At 37.1% G+C, this 15,904-nt stretch carries 14 protein-coding genes; 5 read left to right on the top strand and 9 right to left on the bottom strand.

The window, feature by feature from the left end; genetic code table 11:
• Positions 1-98: 98 nt before the first annotated feature.
• From BMMGA3_RS03640 to BMMGA3_RS03655, 4 genes are all read right to left on the bottom strand, one after another.
• On the bottom strand, positions 99-3,128 hold the full coding sequence (locus BMMGA3_RS03640) for an efflux RND transporter permease subunit (RefSeq protein WP_004433265.1): 3,030 nt from the start codon (positions 3,126-3,128) through the stop codon (positions 99-101).
• Positions 3,129-3,461: 333 nt separating this feature from the next.
• Positions 3,462-4,460 carry an inorganic phosphate transporter gene (locus BMMGA3_RS03645; protein ID WP_004433267.1) on the bottom strand — a complete coding sequence of 333 codons (999 nt, stop codon included), beginning with the start codon at positions 4,458-4,460 and terminating at the stop codon, positions 3,462-3,464.
• A 12-nt stretch (positions 4,461-4,472) separates the two neighbouring features.
• Positions 4,473-5,090, bottom strand: a complete 618-nt coding sequence (locus tag BMMGA3_RS03650; RefSeq protein WP_004433269.1) for a DUF47 domain-containing protein — start codon at positions 5,088-5,090, stop codon at positions 4,473-4,475.
• A 128-nt stretch (positions 5,091-5,218) separates the two neighbouring features.
• Positions 5,219-5,758 carry a flavodoxin family protein gene (locus BMMGA3_RS03655; protein WP_185762573.1) on the bottom strand — a complete coding sequence of 180 codons (540 nt, stop codon included), beginning with the start codon at positions 5,756-5,758 and terminating at the stop codon, positions 5,219-5,221.
• A 328-nt stretch (positions 5,759-6,086) separates the two neighbouring features.
• Here BMMGA3_RS03655 and BMMGA3_RS03660 point away from each other — a divergent pair, with 328 nt between their 5' ends.
• Complete coding sequence (locus BMMGA3_RS03660; protein WP_004433274.1) at positions 6,087-6,347, top strand: GlsB/YeaQ/YmgE family stress response membrane protein; 261 nt, start codon at positions 6,087-6,089, stop codon at positions 6,345-6,347.
• A 152-nt stretch (positions 6,348-6,499) separates the two neighbouring features.
• Here BMMGA3_RS03660 and BMMGA3_RS03665 read toward each other — a convergent pair whose 3' ends face one another.
• Positions 6,500-7,423 carry an RluA family pseudouridine synthase gene (locus BMMGA3_RS03665; RefSeq protein ID WP_034669189.1) on the bottom strand — a complete coding sequence of 308 codons (924 nt, stop codon included), beginning with the start codon at positions 7,421-7,423 and terminating at the stop codon, positions 6,500-6,502.
• A 276-nt stretch (positions 7,424-7,699) separates the two neighbouring features.
• On the opposite strand from BMMGA3_RS03665, the gene BMMGA3_RS03670 reads away from it, so the two are divergent.
• Positions 7,700-8,098 carry a YhcU family protein gene (locus tag BMMGA3_RS03670; RefSeq protein ID WP_004433277.1) on the top strand — a complete coding sequence of 133 codons (399 nt, stop codon included), beginning with the start codon at positions 7,700-7,702 and terminating at the stop codon, positions 8,096-8,098.
• Between the two features lie 42 nt (positions 8,099-8,140).
• Here BMMGA3_RS03670 and BMMGA3_RS03675 read toward each other — a convergent pair whose 3' ends face one another.
• Both BMMGA3_RS03675 and BMMGA3_RS03680 read right to left on the bottom strand, forming a co-directional pair.
• Positions 8,141-8,611 (bottom strand): thioredoxin family protein, encoded by a 471-nt coding sequence (locus BMMGA3_RS03675; protein WP_004433278.1) that lies wholly within the window; start codon positions 8,609-8,611, stop codon positions 8,141-8,143.
• A gap of 1 nt (position 8,612) precedes the next feature.
• Positions 8,613-9,047 (bottom strand): disulfide oxidoreductase, encoded by a 435-nt coding sequence (locus BMMGA3_RS03680; RefSeq protein WP_004433279.1) that lies wholly within the window; start codon positions 9,045-9,047, stop codon positions 8,613-8,615.
• 201 nt (positions 9,048-9,248) lie between these two features.
• On the opposite strand from BMMGA3_RS03680, the gene BMMGA3_RS03685 reads away from it, so the two are divergent.
• A complete protein-coding gene (locus tag BMMGA3_RS03685; protein WP_004433281.1) occupies positions 9,249-10,988 on the top strand; it encodes a phospho-sugar mutase in 1,740 nt (579 codons plus the stop codon).
• A gap of 55 nt (positions 10,989-11,043) precedes the next feature.
• Here the strand turns inward: BMMGA3_RS03685 and BMMGA3_RS03690 are convergent, their stop codons facing one another.
• Positions 11,044-11,286, bottom strand: a complete 243-nt coding sequence (locus tag BMMGA3_RS03690; protein ID WP_004433284.1) for a YhdB family protein — start codon at positions 11,284-11,286, stop codon at positions 11,044-11,046.
• 210 nt (positions 11,287-11,496) lie between these two features.
• On the opposite strand from BMMGA3_RS03690, the gene BMMGA3_RS03695 reads away from it, so the two are divergent.
• Together BMMGA3_RS03695 and BMMGA3_RS03700 are read left to right on the top strand one after the other, a co-directional pair.
• Entirely contained in the window at positions 11,497-11,838 is a 342-nt protein-coding gene (locus BMMGA3_RS03695) for a DUF3889 domain-containing protein (protein WP_004433285.1), read from the top strand.
• Between the two features lie 127 nt (positions 11,839-11,965).
• The gene (locus BMMGA3_RS03700; RefSeq protein ID WP_038502043.1) at positions 11,966-13,378 is read left to right on the top strand and encodes a SpoVR family protein; all 1,413 of its coding nucleotides are present in this window, start codon (positions 11,966-11,968) and stop codon (positions 13,376-13,378) included.
• 101 nt (positions 13,379-13,479) lie between these two features.
• On the opposite strand, the gene BMMGA3_RS03705 is transcribed toward BMMGA3_RS03700, so the two are convergent.
• Positions 13,480-15,573: a transglycosylase domain-containing protein gene (locus BMMGA3_RS03705; RefSeq protein ID WP_004433286.1), complete on the bottom strand. Its 2,094-nt coding sequence runs from the start codon at positions 15,571-15,573 to the stop codon at positions 13,480-13,482.
• Positions 15,574-15,904 lie beyond the last annotated feature (331 nt).

Here is a 15,904-nt window from a genome sequence, read left to right on the forward strand (position 1 = left end):
ACTGTCTTGCTCCTATCGGTTATGACATCGCAGAAAAATGTGTTTGGCAGTTTGTATAATAATAACAAAAACGGGCAAAGGCCCGTTTTTGTTTAAACTTAAAGACTTAGGTTTTCAGCGGGAGTTTCTATTCTTTGCCGCTGTTTTTTTGATTTCTTAAAGTGAAGCAATTCATAAACGACAGGAATGACAATGAGTGTTAACAATGTTGCAACAGCTAAGCCGCCGATAACTACAATGGCAAGGCTTTGAGAAACCAGGCTTCCTGCTTCTGCTTTTTTGAATAAAAGCGGAAGCATGGCACAGATTGTGGCTACGGCAGTCATCATGATTGGACGCATTCTTACTACAGATGCTTCAACAATGGCATCGCGCATGATCATTGTTTTTTCATTTTGTTTCACTCTATCTAATAATACAATTGCGTTTGTGACGACGATTCCAATTAGCATTAAGGCGCCAAGTAATGCAGTTACATCGACGGAAATTCGGCTGATGAGCAGACCTAAAATGGCACCGATTGCCGCAAGCGGCAAGGAGAATAAAATGGAAATCGGAGCACGAATCGTTTTAAAGGTAATGACCATGATTAAGAAGACAATTCCGACCGATACGAGCATTGTTATAAATAGATCTGAAAAGTCGTCTGCTTGTTGAGTACTCGCTCCTCCTATATACACGTCAACTCCATTTGGAATATCTATTCCATCTTTTTTCTTGTCGCCAAAAATTTTCAAGTTCATTTCTTTTGTGATCTCTGATAACTTAGCTGGATCAACAGCAGCGGAAACACGGATATACGTATCTCCATCTTTATGGAATATATTGGTTGGTTTTTCCTCTTTTTTCAGAGTGGCAACTTGTGTGATTGGAACGATGCCAGAATCCGTCATAATCTGTACATTTTTTAGATCCTTTGGTGTTTTTGGATCTAAAACCGGTTCAAGAAATACGTTTGTATTCTGTTTTTCTAATTCCATTGTACCAAGAGGGGTGCGATTCATCATCACTCCCAATTGTTGGGCAACTTGTTCAGTATTTGCCCTGGCAGGATTAACATTTAGAGAGTAGACAGTCTTTTTCTCGTCCTGGTTGGTTGATACCGTTTCAACTCCATTGATATCTTTTATAGAATCTTTTATTTTGTTCGCAGTTTTTTCAAGGTCTCCAAGATTTTCTCCGACTACATCCACTGTAATTGTTGTTTTTGAATTGTCCATTAAAGAGCCTGCGCCTACTTTGAAATCAGCATCAGAAAACTCATTTTTTATATTCTTAAGTTCTTTTATGACTTTGTCGGTATCATTTTTATCTTTTAAAACAATCATAAAACTTGATTCAGTTGGAGAACCAATTTCGCCATATTTTGCAGCATCAGCACTGTTACCCATGTGCAAAAACAAATATTTAATTTCATCTTTTGCCAGTATATATTTCTCAAGCTTGAGGCTTTTCTCTTTTACTTTTTCTATTGGCGTATCATTCGGATAACTTAGGGTTGCTTCAATAAATTCAGCATTCGAATTGTCGACTGCTCCTTTTGGCATAATAAAGTAGGCAGCGATTGAACCTGCGAATAGCAAGAATGCTAAAGATAAAACAACCCACTTATGGTTTAGGGACCAAATAACAAGTTTTTTAAATCTAACAGGATTTTTGTGCTCCGGAAGCTTTGTATTTTTTAATAAACCGGCACTCATTAGTGGAACGACCGTTAAGGCAATCACTAATGAAGAAAGAAGGGAGTAAGTGACCGTTAAGGCAAATGGCAGCAAGAAATCTTGCAGGCCGCCACCAACCAAACCGATTGGCAAAAATACTGCAACTGTTGTTAAAGTTGAAGAAGTTATTGCTGATCCCATTTCCTTTGTAGCATCGATGACCATTTGTACAGAAAATTTTTCTTGCTGCATTTTCCGGAAAATATTCTCTATGACAACAATACTGTCATCAACAAGCCGCCCTACGGCAACAGCGACACCTCCAAGCGTTAGAATATTTAGTGTTACCCCCGACCTGTTAAGCAAGAACAAAGTAAAGGCTAACGATAATGGAATCGATACGATCGTTATAAAAGTGGCGCGGACATTCCGCAAGAAAAGCATAATGACGATCGTTGCAAACAGTGCACCTAGCAAGACCTCTTTAATCATCGAATGCACGGACGTTTCAACCATTTCAGCTGTAGTAAATATAACCTTTGCTTCCGTATTCTCATACTTTTTATTAATTTGATCAGCAGCTTTTTTTACTTTTTTACTGATGCTTACTGCATTAGAGGTGCTATCTTTTGTTACAATGAATAATAAGCCATCATTCCCGTTAATTCGTGTCATGGTATCTTCTGGTTTAGCAACTGTAATTTTTGCAATATCACCCAGTGTTACGTTCGGCCCTACCGATAAATCTTTTACTTTTTGAAGATTGTCAATATTTCCTACCACTTTAATATTGCTCGATTTGCCGTCAATGACTTTTTCACCAACAGCTAAGGCCGTGTTTTGCCCCTGAAGAACTTTCATAACATTTGGGAGAGATACATGTTTTTGAGCCATTAATTTGTTATCAAGCTTAACGGATACATATGAATTGACAACTCCGTACATTTGCACGCTTGCAACGCCCTTAATATCCTTAAAGTAGGGTTCGATCTTTTTCTTTGCAAACTCCAAGTTATCTGGAGTTACACCCTCTTTAAAAGTCACAGCCACGTGCGCAATTGGAATCATTGATGTGTTTAACTGAACGACCATTGGTTTTGATACATTTTGAGGTAAGGTTAACGAGCTTAAAGCTTCTTGAACTTCTTGTTTTGCTTCTTTCATATCTGTTTTTGATTCAAATAAAATATCGACTTTCGAATAACCATCTCCGGTTGTGGAAAAAATATTGCTTTTCCCCTTTACTCCGATAACAGCGTTTTCGATCGGAGAAGTTACTTGTTTTTCCATTGTATTTGAGTCGGTACCCTGACCCATTACTACAATAGATACTTGAGGCTGGTCGGCAGGAGGGAGAAATTCCATAGGAAGAGTAAAATAACTGATAACCCCCAAACATAAAATAAGAATTGACATAATAGTGACAGCAGCCTTGTTGTTAAAAGACCATTTTGTAAACCAAGTCATTAAAAACACTCCTTTAATAGAAAAATTTAGAAAAAATAATGAACCGTCCCATGTTTTTGAATGAAATAGATATCACGCCTTCTGCTCGCTTCCTCCTCCTACGTTTTCATCTTACTTTTGCAAATTTCTTTCAATAACAAGCCTGAGCTTTATTTTTAACTCAGACTTGAGACTTAGGGGTCTGGCCCCTGTTAAAAAGAATTGTAATAAATTAGGTAGGTCTAAAGAAGTGACTGTAGTCATTAAAAAAGTCACATAAGAACTAACTTAAAATAAAAAAACTCGCCGAAAAGGCGAGCTTTGAAGAAAGTTAGAGCCTGGGTCAGGCTCTTCTTAAAAAAAGATATTCAATATAAAGTACGTAATGCTGGCCAGAAGGGCTGAAATTGGCAAAGTAATGATCCACGTAACAAGCATTCTTTGCGCTGTATCCCACTTAACGCCTTTCAAACGGTGGGCTGCACCAACGCCGAGAATGGAAGATGAAATCACATGGGTCGTACTGACAGGCAAATGAATATACGTTGCTCCAAAAATAATCATGGCACCTGTTAAATCAGCAGCAACCCCATTTACAGGGCGGATCTTCATTATTTTACCACCGACAGTTTTAATGATTTTCCAACCACCAACGGATGTTCCAAGCCCCATTGCTAATGCACAGGAAAATTGAACCCATAATGGTATTTCTGCAGATGATACATAATTATTCGCAATAAGGGCCATTGTGATAATTCCCATAGCTTTTTGGGCATCATTCGTACCGTGGGTATAGGCTTGCAATGAAGCAGTAAAGATTTGAAAGATACGAAAGTTTCTATTTGTCTTTGTTAAATTAAGATTCTTAAAAGCAATTTTAAAAATACTGTAAACAATAAATCCCACAGCAAAGGCAAGAATCGGCGAAAGTATTAATGCCTCGATAATCTTTATAAACCCTGCGTAATTTAATGAATTAAATCCAGCCGCAGCAATCGCGGCTCCTGCAACTGAACCGATTATGGCATGAGAGGAACTGCTAGGAATTCCATAGTACCAAGTAATTAAATTCCAGAAAATTGCTGCAATCAGTGCGGCCAGTATAACGACCGATCCGTTTTCCAATGTAAAAGGGTCCACTATATCTTTCGTAATGGTTTTTGCTACACCTGTAAAAGTCATGGCACCCAAAAAGTTCATGACAGAGGCAAGAAAGATTGCCTGACGTGGCTTTAAAGCTTTTGTAGAAACCGAAGTAGCGATTGCGTTGGCTGTATCATGAAAGCCGTTAATAAAATCAAACGCAAGGGCACCAATGACAATTAATATGGTTAAAATGAATATTCCGTCCATGTTTAAGGCTCCTTATGCGTTTTTCATAATAATGGTTTCAAGAGTATTGGCTACTCCTTGACAGCTATCTGCAATATCTTCAAGGTTTTCGTAAATTTCCTTATATTTAATGAGCCGAATAGGATCTTTTTCGATTGAAAACAAATACTTAATAGACTGGCGCTGAATGTTATCGCATTTTGATTCATAATCCTTGATTTTTATCGCATGGTCTCGAATCTTAAGCAATTTCTTAGTCGATAGCAAATCAACAGCTTGTTCAATCTCAATAGAACAGTTTCTTAGCGCATCTACGAATTTGACCATGTAATCATCTGCATTTGTGATCGAATACATTTCAAATAAAGCAGCGCAGTGTTCCAATCCGTCTAATACATCATCCATGCTCATTGCCAAATGAAGGATATCTTCACGTTCAATTGGGGTGATGAACGTATTATTCAATTCTTTAATGACTTCATGTACAAACGAATCTCCTTTGGATTCATACTCCTTCATTTTTTCTGAAAAAATCTTTAAATCGCTCACATTTTTTAGCTTGTAATCCGCAAAATAATTTGTAGCATCCTTTAAGTTATTTGCTATGTTGCTCAAAAGAACAGCAAACTTGTCCTTCTTTTTGAAAACCATATGTTTACCTCCAATTAGTTATCCAAGGAATTGTCCAAACGTTAAATATTTTATACGAAATTCCTTGATTAATAAATAAGGTTCTTAAAAAATTCCTTTTAGGGGCAAGTCCCGCTTTGTTTCTACCTTTAATGCTGAGCGGGATTGGCCTCCAATAGCACACGGGCCTCGTTGCAGGCAGCATGGTCATTTTTAACTTCTCCTGGTGAATTACCATTGCCGATGACATAACCGCAAAAATCCATATTCATGAACTCAAATATATGTTTAAATTGCAAAATGAGCGGAAGACCTTTTATTTTTGCTTCGTCGCCCCCGCAAGCTACAACATACGCTTTTTTATTTTTCATTTTTTCTTTAAAGTTAAGTTCCTTGTCGCGGAGGCTTTGTGACCACCTGTCAATGAAATTTTTCATGATACCTGACATGCCATACCAGTAAATGGGTGTGGCAAATAGAATGGCATCGTACTCTAATACAGTTTTAATAAGGGTTTCATAATCATCATGTAAAGGCTGGAATCCTTGTGGATCATGCCTTTTGTCAGAAATCGGAAAAATTTGCATATCTTTGAGATTAACAATTTTTGCTTCTTTTCCCTCTACCGCCAATCTCGCTAGGAATTCGGTATTTCCGTTATCTCTTGTACTTCCGTTTAACACAATAATCTTCATAAAAATCCCCCTGTTTTTTGTGTCCATCCTTTATTGTGGCAAAAAAACTTAATTAAAGAAAGAAATAAATCAAATATTTTTTGTATTGTTTTTTTAATAAGTACTCAAAATAGAAATGTAGCTGAACAATCATTAAGAAAGATAAAAGAAAGAGAAAATCGTTAGAGAATGATAAAAAAGCTTTTCCGGGGAATACTAAAAGCAATGGTATTAGTATTAAAGTGTGTAACAGTTTTAAGAATGAACAATCCTGAAATACAGAAACTGTTATGCATTACCTGTTTCTATAAAAATTAATTTGATTAAAAAAAGGAGTGTTAATATGTTTAGCTTTATATGGTCGTTAATTATTGGAGGTATTATCGGATGGATTGCCGGTATGATTGTAGGTAAAGATATTCCAGGAGGCGTTATTGGCAATATTATTGCTGGTTTTATCGGTGCATGGATTGGATCTGCAATATTAGGTAACTGGGGCCCTCATGTGGCTAACTTTGCCATTATTCCTGCTTTAATAGGTGCAGTTGTCCTAGTCTTCATTGTAAGCTTGGTAATTAAAAGCATGAGAAAGGCCAGAGATTAATCGCAAAGTTTTCGTAGAAATAAACATGAAATAAATGGGGCTGATTCAATAAGGGTCTGACTCCTCCAAAAATAACAATATATAGAAATTTTTATTCTTTTTCTATATGTTGTATTGGAGGGGTCTGACCCTTTTATCTGGATGAAGTCATTTTAGATCGTAAAAGGATCTACATCTTTGAAAATTGGCGGCTCATCGATGAATGGCGCATGACAAACAACATTCTCTCTCGTAAACGGATGTGTAAATTCTAGTTTTGCCGCATGCAATGCCGGCCGTTTAAAAATCGGTTTTCCGCCATATAACACATCACCTGCAAGAGGATGTCCAATGGAGCTTAAATGGACGCGAATTTGATGGGTTCTTCCGGTATCAAGTTGGCATTTGACAATGGATAATTTATCTTCTTTTAAGATGTGTACAACGTTATACTTTGTGACCGCTGTCTGTCCTGTGGCAGAGACTCTTCGCCTTGTCGGGTGATGGCGGTCCCTGCCGATAGGAAGATTAATGATACCGGATTGTTTTTGAAAAAAGCCTTCTGTTATTGCCAAGTAGGTGCGTTTTATTAACCGTTCTTCAAGCATGCGGTCTAAAATCGAACCGGCTAAAGAATGTTTTGCAAATAGTACTGCACCAGTCGTATCCCGGTCAAGCCGATGTATATGCTTTATTTTTACAGCCTCCCCTTTAGCTTGCAAATAAAACGCTGCTGCATTGGCAAGTGTATTTGTCTGTCCGGCTTCGTTTGGATGTGTATCCATTCCTGCAGGTTTGTTAAAAATTATCAAATGTTCATCTTCATAAAGAACTTGAACATCAAAGTATGCAGGAATATATCCATAATCTTCAGTTGGTTCAAAAAGTTTGATTTGAAGCAGGTCTCCTTTACGAAGAGGTGAAGACCAGTCAGATTGTTTTCTGTTAAGCAAAACAGCTTTTTCCATTCTCAATGAGTGAATTTGTTTTTTTGAAGCTTTCCATTTGCTGCGAAATAAATGGTCGATGGAAATGCCGGCCCATTCTGAAGGGATAATGATTTCAAACCAATAGCCTTTCCGGTTTGTTTTCAACATATTTTGCTCCTTTGTAAAAAATAAAAATTTAGTTTTGCTATCAACAAATAAACTTAGACACGATTTGTTAGGTAAGGGGATCTAAGCTTGTCAGAGCCATTTAAGGGTTTCTGCTTTTTTAATTTTACCTATAGCCTATTGAATAACAATCTTCTGATATGTAAATAATTACCTTTTACATGGGTATATTTTCCGCCCTTTGCCTGTAATTTTTTGTGTTATTCTTATTATATATGTTACGAAGTGATTACAAGGCTTACAAAAGGTGGGTTTTTCGTGAAGGTTGTGTATGCGTCAACTCCTGAACAGGAACAAAAGATCAAGGAACTTGTGGATTATTTTTATTCCAATGTTTTTCCAATTTATTTTTCTGATGAAGATATAATGGAATTTAATCGGCTAAAAGTGTTACATACTTCGACTCGGCATTTTGAATATTTTGGTACATTAAAAGAAGCATATCAGGTGATTGCAAGCTTGCAAACATTAATTTCAATTTTGGAAACCTCTCAAAGTAAGGAAAAATATTACTCATTGTTTGTGAAAAATGCAAGCATTTTAGAAGAATTCGATATTTATTTTCCCTTTACATTTTCCCAATTTTCCGAAACAAGAAACTTGAGAGGCAGTTTATTTAATTCTTATGTAAAAGAAGCAAATAATTTTGTTCATTAAAAATTTTGGAAATTACAAACGCCTGCAAATGCAGGCGTCTTGTTATTTTGAATATTTATTAAACCATTTCTCAAATACGGATTTCTCATTATATCCAGTAATCCTGGATATTTCTTTTCCGTGCTTATATTGTACGATTGTTGGAGTTTCAGTAATGCCGAAATCATCCCAGCCATTTTCAAATTCAAGCAGGTTAAACAGAACAAGATTTATTCCCATTTTTTTAGACAACGGTACTACAATAGGTGTTGTTCTCTGGCAATGTGGGCAGGTTGGACTGAAAAAATATACTGTTACATCTTCTTTAGCTTTTAATTTTTTCTTAAGCTCTTCAGGAAGAATGATATTTTGATAATTCGGATCGTCTAATTGTTTAACCGTTTCAGGATGAAGATTGTCTTTGCCGTAAGGATTGTTTCTAGAAATTTTTTCTTTTTGCTGAATATTATTTAAAATTGCGACTCCGGCAAAAAGAACAATAATAATGGCCAAAAAAATGATCACTTTCTTCATGCTACTCTGCCTCCTTATTTCTTTTGCAAATGAAATAGCTAATGATAAAAATAATCGTGAACGCTGTAAGAGCTAAAAAAGGAATTGTAATAAATCCGAACCAATTTATGTATTGACTTGTGCAGGGCACTCTTCCGCATGAAATTGCGTGATCAGCCATAAAAGGGACCTTTTGGAGCGAGTAATGGTAAAGGGAAGTAAAAAAGCCGATGCCTGACATAATCATGGAGTAGAACGCAATACGGTAGTCCTTTTTTATAACGGCAATTCCTAAAATAATAACAAGGGGATACATTAAAATCCGCTGATACCAGCATAATTCACAAGGTTCAAATTGGAGAATTTCAGAGAAATACAAACTGCCGAACATGGCAATTACTGAGGTTGCCCAAGCGACGAATAATAACGTTTCACGGATATCTTTTTTTGGCTGCATAAACAATCTCCCTTAAGTTTTAATTACAAACCCATTATATTTTTTAAATTTTTACTTGTAAATCAACTTTTATTGGCTCTCATGATAAAATTGGGAGGAGAGAACGATTTTTGTCATAATTTCGGGTCCTTTTTTTAAAGGAGACTTTCCTTAAACATTGAAATGATAAATGAAGACCGAAATTTACAGGAGGGCTTGACGATGGATTGGAAAATAAAAGCTGAAAAATGGCTTCAGTTTAAAAAAATGGAACCTGAATTAAAGGAAGAATTACATAAGCTTGCCGGTAATGAACAAGCACTCGAAGAAGCTTTTTATAAAGATTTAGAATTCGGTACCGGCGGAATGCGTGGAGAAATTGGTGCAGGCACCAACAGAATGAATATTTATACTGTAAGAAAAGCTTCTGCCGGTCTCGCGGCTTACATAGAATCACATGGACAAGAAGCAAAGAAACGAGGAGTAGCAATTGCTTTTGATTCGCGACATAAATCAAAAGAATTTGCCATGGAAGCTGCCAAAACATTAGCAACAAAAGGCATTCAAACATATGTTTTTCATGAATTAAGGCCAACACCTGAGCTTTCTTTCGCCGTAAGGTTCTTGAATGCATTCGCTGGTATTGTTATTACTGCTAGCCATAATCCGCCCGAATATAATGGGTATAAAGTATATGGTCCAGATGGCGGCCAGCTTACGCCGGAAAGTGCTGATAAAGTCATTGCCAAGGTTAATGAGGTTAAAGATGAGCTCTTAATTGATGTGATGGATGAACAAGCATTAATTGAAAAAGGTTTGATTAAAATAATTGGTGAAGAAGTTGATCAAGCATACTTGAAAAAACTGTTAACGATTTCAGAAAACCCGGGACTTGCTAAAGAATCCGAAATTAAAATTATTTTTACTCCTCTTCATGGAACAGCAAGGCATCCTGTCGAAAAAGCTTTAAAAGCGTTTCACTTTCAAAACGTACAAATTGTGAAAGAGCAGGAACTTCCCGATCCAAACTTTTCAACAGTGAAAAGCCCGAATCCGGAAGAACATGCTGCATTTGAACTAGCTATTAGGGACGGAAAGAAAGCAAACGCAGATATTCTGATCGCGACCGATCCTGATGCCGATCGCTTAGGGATCGCCGTTAAAAATGAGCATGGAGAATATGTTGTGTTAACTGGAAATCAAACAGGAGCATTACTGCTTGATTATATATTGTCGCAAAAAAAACAAAAAGGCACGCTTCCTGAAAACGGGGTTGTTCTCAAAACAATTGTAACCTCGGAACTTGGCAGAAAAATTGCTTCCTCTTACGGGTTGAAAACGATTGATGTTTTGACAGGATTTAAATTTATTGCGGAAAAAATTAAAGAATTCGAGCAGTCAGGTGAACACTCATTTCTTTTTGGTTATGAAGAAAGCTATGGCTATTTGATTGGGGAATTCACTCGTGACAAAGATGCTGTGCAGGCAGCTCTTCTTGCTGCAGAAGTCTGCGCTTTTTATAAAAAGAAGGGAATGTCTCTTTACGAAGCATTGCTTTCAGTCTTTGGAAAATATGGTTATTATCTAGAAGGGCTTCGTTCTTTAACGTTGAAAGGAAAGGACGGAGCTGAAACTATCCGGAAAACGCTTGATTACTTCCGCTCAAATCCTTTAAGAAGTCTCGGGAAGTTAAAAGTTAATGTGACGGAAGATTATTTACATGGAATTCGGACAGATGCAGAGGGGCGTGAAGAGAGGATTGATCTTCCAAAATCGAATGTCCTTAAATATCATTTCCACGACGGGTCATGGATTTGTTTGCGTCCTTCCGGCACGGAGCCTAAAATTAAATTTTATTTTGGGGTACACAGCGAGTCAATGAGTGAAAGCAAGCAAAAGCTTGCAGCAATTGAAAAAGACTTCATGAATCTTGTGGAGCAGATCATGAACGAAAATAGATAATTCTAAAACACGGCTTTTTTCAAAGCCGTGTTTTTTTGGTGGAAAGTCTTGTCCATTATATTGGAATTTCTTGATATTCATTCTCTGCAGCTTCATTTGCATGGTCGATGTAGCGAAGCAAAGAATACAAATGTTTCTCTACAACCGAATAATCTTTTTCAAAGTGGTAGGCGTGCAAAAAATATTCGATTTTTTTTGATAAAAAATGATCCTTTGTCCTTACCATCAGGATTAGTAAATTGTCCCACTCGGACCGGTGTGTATAAAACAGCGCCCGATCATAATCCATTTTATTCAAATTTATCTCCTCCTTGTTAAGGAGTTGAATTTAGTTTATGAATGAATCTTCTTTTTTCTCTCAGCAAATGTTGGTCTTGTTGATAATACACATATAGCATATTCTGCATGTATAAAAAGAACGAATAAATATATATGTATTTTGTACATAAAAATCAGGATTTTAGAAAATGCTAACAATAATAATAACATGAGTTTTGGAGGATCAATGATGAAAAAGAAAATGTTCCTAACCTGCATGTCACTAACCATTCTATTTGGCGCTTTTCTTCCATACAAAGCAAAAGCGCAGCAGCCTGATTATGAAAAATACGGAAGAATTGCAATTGCCGTTATAAAAGAAGATTTTCCTGGAGATGAGGTTAAAGAGTACATATATTTAGGAAGAAAGAAAATATCAGAAACCGATGTAGTGGATTCTTTTGAGTTTCAAGTAACAGAAAAAGGGAAGCCGGCTACACTTGTTGTGAATATTTTCCATAATATTAAAGAAAATAAGCTTTTGTCTCTGACAGTTGAAAAGAAACCACAAGCTCAAGACCAGGGGCGTTAAGATAAAGGTAAACGAAGAAACATTCTGTATGTTTTCTTCGTTTTTTTTTAAGAAAAAAAGAAACAAACTTCATCATTCTCGACTTTTCCTCATACATTGTTGTAAGAAGAAAAAGGGGGAGAGACTGATGAAGGAAGATGATCTTAAAGCCCTCGAATATGCAATTGAGGAAATAACGGAAATTGCGAAAGGATTTGGGCTCGACTTTTACCCGATGCGTTATGAGATCTGTCCGGCTGATATCATTTATACATTTGGAGCTTACGGCATGCCGACGAGATTTTCTCACTGGAGTTTTGGAAAGCAGTTTCACAAAATGAAAATACATTATGATTTAGGGCTCTCAAAAATATATGAATTGGTTATTAATTCAAATCCATGCTATGCTTTCTTGCTGGATTCCAATTCCCTAATCCAGAACAAATTAATTGTAGCTCATGTTTTAGCCCACTGTGATTTCTTTAAAAATAATACCCGCTTTCAAAATACAAAGCGTGACATGGTTGAAAGCATGGCAGCCACGGCTGAGAGAATCCGCAAGTACGAAATTGAGCATGGAAAACATGAGGTAGAAATGTTCTTGGATGCTGTCCTTGCCATTCAAGAACATATTGATCCTTCACTCATGCGTCCAAAGCTGCACTGGTCAATTGAAGATGATTTTGATGAAGAGGAAAAAAGATATACAAGCCCATACGATGATTTATGGGGTTTGGACGATAAAGATAAACCAAATCAGGAACCGAAAAAGGAGAAAAAGAAATTCCCTCCTCAGCCGGAAAAAGATTTGCTTTTATTTATTGAGTCATACAGCCGCGAACTTGCTGACTGGCAAAGGGATATTCTCACCATGATGCGGGAAGAAATGCTTTATTTTTGGCCACAGCTTGAAACAAAAATCATGAACGAAGGCTGGGCGTCATATTGGCACCAAAGAATTTTGCGTGAAATGGACCTGACTTCGGGTGAAGCGATTGAGTTTGCAAAGCTTAATGCAGGGGTAGTGCAGCCATCTCGAACAGGAATAAATCCGTATTACCTTGGACTGAAAATTTTTGAAGATATTGAAGAACGCTATGATAACCCGACTGAGGAAATGAAAGAACTGGGTGTCCGTCCTGGTTCAGGCCGTGAGAAAATATTTGAAGTCAGGGAAATAGAGGGAGATATTTCTTTCCTTCGCAATTATTTAACAAAGGATCTTATCATGCGTGAAGATATGTATTTGTTCCAGAAACAGGGCAAGGATTACAAAATTGTCGATAAGCAATGGGAGAATGTTCGCGACCAGCTCGTAAATATGCGAGTAAATGGAGGCTTTCCTTATTTGACAGTAATGGACGGAGACTATCAGAAAAACGGAGAGCTTTATATAAAGCACTGGTATGAAGGCATCGAGCTTGATATTAAATATTTGGAAAAAGTATTGCCGTATATCCAGCAGCTTTGGGGCAGAAACGTATATGTTGAAACAATTGTGGAAGGGCGGAACATGCTTTATTCATATGACGGTAAAGGAGTGCATAGGAAATATTTGTGACAAATACTATAGATAATAGGGGAGCGAGCTAAAAGAAAGCTTCGGACACAGTCCGAAGCTTTTATACTTTAAAAGCAGGAGATTGTATTCATAAAAATTAATTACCTGTAATTTCTCAGCTTTTCTTTTAACTTTTCTCCTATATATTCGAGATCTTTTATTGTTTGATCTATTGTTTGCTTCCATTTCGGAGCTTCCTCTTTTAGCGCTTCTTCAAGTTTTTTCGCTTGTTCTTTCATATGTTCTGCTTTTTCTTTAATCATTTTTTCGGTATCTATATTATCTTCTCCAGCTAGCATTGCATTTACAGATTGCACGTCAAATTTGGCTGGTTTGATATAAGGAAGAATTTCTTCCATAATTGCTTTGAAAATCGGAACAACATTTTCAGAGCTAGAGTTCGATAAATAATGCTCCCTGTCCGTTTTGTCATAGCCAAGCCATACGGCTCCGACAAGATTCGGCGTATAACCGACAAACCATTGATCTTTCGTGCCGTCAATATCTTTATATGGGAGCTGGGTTGTTCCTGTTTTGCCCGCAAGCTGGACGCCGGGAATGTTTGTTCCTTTTCCAGTTCCGCTTTCAACGACATTCAGCAGCATGGAAGTCATTTTGTTTGCAACTGATTTTGATGTAACCTTAGTTGTTTTTTGTTTATGTTCTGCAATGACGTTGCCCGTCGGCCCGACAATTTTTGTAATCAGGTGGCTGTCCATCCTCTTTCCCTCATTTGGAAAAACGGAATAGGCCTCAGCTAATTGAAGTGGAGAAATGCCTTTATGCATTCCTCCAAGGGCGATCCCAAGGTTTTTATCTTCTTTTTCAAGCGGGATGCCAAATCGCTTAAGTGCATCCAGGCCTTTCTCCAGCCCAATTTCATGTAATAGCCAAACCGTCGGAACGTTTAGGGATTTTTCAACGGCTTCATACATTGGAACCTCGCCTTGATATGTTTTTGAAAAATTTTCCGGTTTGTAGCCGTCAAATGACATTGGTTCATCCTTCAGCTTGGACATTACATCGTAACCTTCTTCAAGCGCTGGAGTGTATACTGCAAGTGGCTTTAATGTTGATCCCGGCTGTGCCTTTAATTGTGTAGCCCGGTTATACCCGCGAAATACATGCTCACCCCGGCCGCCTACAAGGGCGCGTACTCCGCCTGTTGCAGGATCGAGCAAGACAGCACCGCTTTGTACAAGGGTACCGCCTCTACCATATGGAAAAAGATAATTGCGTTCATATACGTGTTCAAGTGAAGATTGTAAGTTTTGATCCATTTCTGTGTATATGCGATATCCTCTTGTTAAGATTTCATCTTGTGTCAATCCGTATTTTGAGATAGCTTCGTCAAGAACTGCATCGACATAATATGGATATTTTCGATCAACGAAGCTTCCGCCGCCATCCTCCAATTTGATTTTTTCTTTTTTGGCAGTTTTATATTCTTCAGCGGAAATCATGCCGAGTTCTTTCATTTTGCTTAAAACGACGTTCCTTCGCTTGATTGCTCGATCATAATAATAATATGGGTCATAAGCAGACGGTGCCTGCAAAAGGCCTGCGAGCATTGCAGCTTCACTAATTGTGACTTTTTTAATGTCTTTATTAAAGTATTTTTTGGCGGCACTTTCGATTCCCCAGGCACCGCTGCCAAAATAAACCTGATTTAAATACATCTCTAAAATTTCGTCTTTTGAATAATTTTTTTCAATTTCTACGGCTAAAAATAACTCTTCTATTTTGCGTTTGTACGTTTGTTCAGGGGAAAGCAAAGCATTTTTTGTTAGCTGCTGGGTGATTGTACTGCCGCCTCCAGTTATTCTGCCAGCAAGCAGATTTTTGAAAAAAGCCCTGGCAATTCCTTTTATATCGAAGCCGCTGTGTTCATAAAACCGCTCATCTTCGATCGCAATAACAGCATTTTTTACATAATCGGGAAGTTCGTTAATTTTTACGCCTTCTGTCCGGTTTGTTGATACTTTTGTTGCAACATCGCCGTCTTTATCATAAATCACAGTACTTTGTTTTAAACCGTCTTTTAACGACTGTACATTTGCCCGGCTAGCCATAAAAGCAAAAAAGAGAATCGTCAGTAATAGAAACATTAACAAAATTAATAACAATATTTGTGTAATATGCTTCTTTTTCCAAAAGCGTACAATTTCTTCCCAGAATGGCTGTAACCGTTTCATGTTTTCTCACATCTTTCTTCATGACTATTTGTTTTCCATTCGATGTAATTAATACAAACGTTAGTCCCATATATGATTTTACACATAGCTATAAAAAAAATCATTTACTTGTACTAATTACCCAGTTTGCTGACAACTGCTACTTTTGGTGATTTTTGATTAAATGAATAAGATCTTTTACGAATTTCGTCGTAGATTTGTAACATATTTGTCAAACTGTCAAAGAAATTATGATTGTTTTTTTGTTATAGTATTTAGTAATATTCCACATTCAATAGAGAACTTAAATAAAAAATTTTTTTTGTCACCCAATAAGTGGCAAGTTTATTTT

The organism is Bacillus methanolicus MGA3 (assembly GCF_000724485.1).
Lineage (GTDB): Bacteria > Bacillota > Bacilli > Bacillales > Cytobacillaceae > Bacillus_Z > Bacillus_Z methanolicus_A.

Coding starts and splice junctions, on each gene's coding strand:
- BMMGA3_RS03640 (WP_004433265.1), bottom strand. CDS start 3,128: ATGACTTGGTTTACAAAATGGTCTTTTAACAACAAGGCTGCTGTCACT.
- BMMGA3_RS03645 (WP_004433267.1), bottom strand. CDS start 4,460: ATGGACGGAATATTCATTTTAACCATATTAATTGTCATTGGTGCCCTT.
- BMMGA3_RS03650 (WP_004433269.1), bottom strand. CDS start 5,090: ATGGTTTTCAAAAAGAAGGACAAGTTTGCTGTTCTTTTGAGCAACATA.
- BMMGA3_RS03660 (WP_004433274.1), top strand. CDS start 6,087: ATGTTTAGCTTTATATGGTCGTTAATTATTGGAGGTATTATCGGATGG.
- BMMGA3_RS03665 (WP_034669189.1), bottom strand. CDS start 7,423: ATGTTGAAAACAAACCGGAAAGGCTATTGGTTTGAAATCATTATCCCT.
- BMMGA3_RS03675 (WP_004433278.1), bottom strand. CDS start 8,611: ATGAAGAAAGTGATCATTTTTTTGGCCATTATTATTGTTCTTTTTGCC.
- BMMGA3_RS03680 (WP_004433279.1), bottom strand. CDS start 9,047: ATGCAGCCAAAAAAAGATATCCGTGAAACGTTATTATTCGTCGCTTGG.
- BMMGA3_RS03685 (WP_004433281.1), top strand. CDS start 9,249: ATGGATTGGAAAATAAAAGCTGAAAAATGGCTTCAGTTTAAAAAAATG.
- BMMGA3_RS03695 (WP_004433285.1), top strand. CDS start 11,497: ATGAAAAAGAAAATGTTCCTAACCTGCATGTCACTAACCATTCTATTT.
- BMMGA3_RS03700 (WP_038502043.1), top strand. CDS start 11,966: ATGAAGGAAGATGATCTTAAAGCCCTCGAATATGCAATTGAGGAAATA.
- BMMGA3_RS03705 (WP_004433286.1), bottom strand. CDS start 15,573: ATGAAACGGTTACAGCCATTCTGGGAAGAAATTGTACGCTTTTGGAAA.